Source organism: Candidatus Nanopelagicales bacterium, assembly GCA_018003655.1.
GTDB lineage: Bacteria > Actinomycetota > Actinomycetes > S36-B12 > UBA10799 > JAGNDY01.
This window is the reverse complement of the sequence record JAGNDY010000054.1, coordinates 3028-6244: the sequence shown is the minus strand read 5'-3', so window position 1 is coordinate 6244 and position 3217 is coordinate 3028. Positions and strand designations below refer to the sequence as shown.

Sequence of the window (3217 nt, the reverse complement as noted above, 5' to 3'; positions counted from 1 at the left end):
GCCAAGGAAGCATTCACGTTCGACCAGGGCGGCGTGCCGCGGTTCTTCTCCGCCGGCTCCCTGGTCTCCGACGATGACCCGGGATTCAAGGGCCGCGAGCATCTGTTCGAGCCCGTCGAGGTCACCGCAGCCACCCGTGCCGCTACCACCGAGACGGCGACCGCCGGCCCCGGTGAGACGCGATCGCGCCGGCCACTCAAGAAGTCCACCGAACCGAAGGACGAAGACTGATGCTCAACGTCTACTCCAACACCCTGGCCGTCAAGGCGCTGGCATCGGGCACCGTCCAGACCGGCACCACCACCGGCGTCGCGATCGACACCGGCCTGTACGGCAACAACTTCCGCGACGTGCTGTTCGTCGTCCACTCGGGAGCGTTGACCGATGGCAGCTACGCCGTGACCGTCGAGGAGTGCGACACCAGCGGCGGCACCTACGCCGCGGTGGACTCCTCGCGCGTCCTGGGGTCGTTGCCGACATTCGCGGCCACCGATGACAACGTGTGGAACTCGTTCGGCGTTCGCCCGACGAAGCGGTACGTCCACATCGTCGTCACGGCCACCTCGGCAACCACCGGCGGCGTCCTGGCCGCGACCGCGGTCCTGGGCAACGGCGGCAACAACCCGGTCGCGCGTTCCTGACGCATGCCCGAGCTGGACACCTCCGACCTGCCGGCCGCGGTCCTCGCCCGATTCGCCGACGACAACGCCGCCCAGGACGCCATCGACGCTGCACTCGCTGCGGCTCGGCGGCACTGCGGATGGCATGTGTCGCCGGCGAAGTCGGAGACGATCGCGGTCGACGGGCCCGGTGGTCGAGTCCTCTCACTGCCCACGCTGAACCTGACCGGTGTGACATCGGTGACCGAACTCGGTGTCGCGGTGGATGTGTCGAAGCTGGACCGTTCGCAGCGCAAGGGCACGCTCACCAAGCAGTACGGCTGCTGGACGGGGCGCGACGGGGCGATCAGCGTCAACATCACCCACGGCTACACCGAGGACGAGGCGATCGACTGGCGCGTGGCCATCCTCGCGTTCGTTGATGCCCGCAGCCAGGTGGTCGAGCGCGCCGGCGATGAGAAGCGCCGCAAGGTCGACGACGTGGAGACCGAGTGGTTCGAGGCGGCGATCTCGACCGACGCTGAACTCCAGGCCCGGTTCTCGCAGTTTCGGATCCTGCCGTCGCCATGACCAGCTTCGGCGGCCAGACAATCACGATCGCGACGACCACCCCGACCGATCCGCCCACCTACGACGAACTCGGCCACGAGATCGTCACCACTGACGAGGTGGACGTGGGCGGCTGCCGACACCGGCCTCTCAACGTCAGCGAGACGCCTGAGTGGATCACCAACGTCGGCACGCAGGTATGGAAGACAACTGCTCCACCCGTCGATGAAGTCCTGGCGCTCGGCACCGAGAGCACGTTCGACGAGAGCGGCGTGACGTACCAAGTGATCGCAGGTGTGCAGCCGTTCCGCGACATGAACGGCAACCTGTTCAAATGCACGATCTTGTCCAAAGTCCAAGAGGCATAGGAGCTTCCATGAGTCTCTACACCGTGACCGAGCCGTGCGTCATCGGCCAGCTGCACTACGCCACCGTGCCGACACAGCCCATCGAGGTCGACGACGAGGTGGCGGCCCCCCTGGTCGAAGCTGGGTCGCTGGTGGCCTACCGGGCCGCCGTGCCAACTGACCACACGGGCGTGGCCGAAGGAGATCCAAACGTGGACCTGCTGCCCACCGGCGACTTCGCACCGGCAGACGGGCCGGCCGAGAAGCCGTCCCGCCGTTCCCGCAGGGCCGTCGAGGACTAACGAGCCCCCGTGGCGAAGCTGACTGATTTCATCGACCCGGACGTGATCGCTGAGTACCTCGAAACTAGCGAGGACATTCTCGCCGGCAAGATGGCGCTCGCCCAGGAGGTTGTCGACTATGCCCAGTCGATCGCCCCCGTCGACAGCGGCGACTACAAAGCGGGCATCCGCGTTCGTCGCTACGGCAAGTCGGGCGTCGGCATCGAGTTCTCCGATGACGCAAGCTCGTTCGTCGAGTATGGCACCGAGGACACACCCGAGTTCGCCGTGATGCGCAAGTCGATCGAGCACTTCCAGAACCGATGACGACCCCGCTCTCGGCCTACGCGCCCGAGGACATCACCACCGCCCTCATCGCCTGGCTGACCCCACTGCGCCGCACGTCCGACAGCCGCGCCGCGTCCGACCCGCTGCCCTTCACAGTCGTCGAGCACATCACCGGTACCGAGGACGCGGACATTGGCACCGCCGACCAGGTGGTGTCGGTCCACACCTTCGTGGCCAAGACGGCCGGCACCACGGTCCTGCGTGACGAGACGACCAAGACGCACCGTCGGATGCTGCTGCTCAACGACATTCGCCGCATCACCATCGGCGCCCGCACGATCGGCGTCGCCTATGTCGAGGTGGTCGAGCCACCCATCCCGGTCTATTACTCCGATGTCGTGCTCAGAAAAGTGGGCCGGTATCGGATTGGCCTCCCCTACGTCGCGGTGTAGTCGCCCACTACCGCCGCACGCGAGCCCCTGGTCAACGCCGGGGGCTCGTCGCATTTCGCCCAGTCCATATCCGCCGGATGTTCGTCCGGTTCAACCCTTTTCCGAAAGGAACACGTCAACATGACGATCCCCGAAACTGGCGTCGATTGGGTTGGCGCCGGACTCTCGCTGCGGGCTCCCGAGAGCCTGCGCCGTGGCACTGGCGTCGCGGTCCTGGCGCGCGATGCGCGCGGCTCCGCAACCGATGTCTCGCCGCACAACGAGGACGGCTCGATGCGCTGGTCCCCGTTCGCGGCCGACGGCGATCCGCGCGACGACCTGCTGTCGATCATCAAGCCAGATGGCTACTTCCAGCCGAACCCCGAGCCGAACGAGGGCTTCATCAACCTCGGCGCGTTCAAGGATGGTGACGGCCCGTCGTGGAAGCCGAAGATCACCAACGACCACTTCATGATCCTCCAGTCGACCGAGCCGTACGCGAGCGACATCACCGAGCAGTCCGAGCCGTTCAGCGTGACGCCGGTCGACACCGGTACGCCGTGGGTGCAGCGGTTGCGCCTCAATCGGCCGTTCACCGATGTCGACGGCAACTCGCTGATCGAGGACTCGGGGCTGCAAAACGCGGTGTTCGCCCGGCTGGTCACCAACGCCAACCCGGGGCGGCAGTTCCTGTTCTTCCG

Annotated in this window: 8 protein-coding genes; all 8 read left to right on the top strand. The window is 66.5% G+C overall.

All coding sequences use genetic code 11. The features are described 5' to 3' along the window. Positions 1 to 231 (top strand): hypothetical protein (locus KAZ48_08170; GenBank protein ID MBP7972763.1); only part of this gene is annotated, 231 nt, incomplete at its 5' end. Beyond that, complete coding sequence (locus KAZ48_08165; protein MBP7972762.1) at positions 231 to 641, top strand: hypothetical protein; 411 nt, start codon at positions 231 to 233, stop codon at positions 639 to 641. The genes KAZ48_08170 and KAZ48_08165, both read left to right, overlap by 1 nt. Before the next feature lie 3 nt (positions 642 to 644). Continuing rightward, entirely contained in the window at positions 645 to 1190 is a 546-nt protein-coding gene (locus KAZ48_08160; protein ID MBP7972761.1) for a hypothetical protein, read from the top strand. Next, a complete protein-coding gene (locus tag KAZ48_08155) occupies positions 1187 to 1537 on the top strand; it encodes a hypothetical protein (GenBank protein ID MBP7972760.1) in 351 nt (116 codons plus the stop codon). Before KAZ48_08160 ends, KAZ48_08155 begins: the two co-directional genes overlap by 4 nt. Positions 1538 to 1545: 8 nt before the next feature. After that, positions 1546 to 1818 carry a hypothetical protein gene (locus tag KAZ48_08150; protein ID MBP7972759.1) on the top strand — a complete coding sequence of 91 codons (273 nt, stop codon included), beginning with the start codon at positions 1546 to 1548 and terminating at the stop codon, positions 1816 to 1818. Positions 1819 to 1827: 9 nt separating this feature from the next. Next, positions 1828 to 2124, top strand: a complete 297-nt coding sequence (locus tag KAZ48_08145) for an HK97 gp10 family phage protein (GenBank protein MBP7972758.1) — start codon at positions 1828 to 1830, stop codon at positions 2122 to 2124. Further along, positions 2121 to 2537, top strand: coding sequence for a hypothetical protein (locus tag KAZ48_08140; GenBank protein ID MBP7972757.1), 417 nt, complete (start codon positions 2121 to 2123; stop codon positions 2535 to 2537). The genes KAZ48_08145 and KAZ48_08140 overlap by 4 nt, the downstream gene beginning before the upstream one ends. Before the next feature lie 273 nt (positions 2538 to 2810). Next, positions 2811 to 3217: hypothetical protein (locus KAZ48_08135; GenBank protein MBP7972756.1), on the top strand; the 407-nt coding region annotated here is incomplete at its 3' end.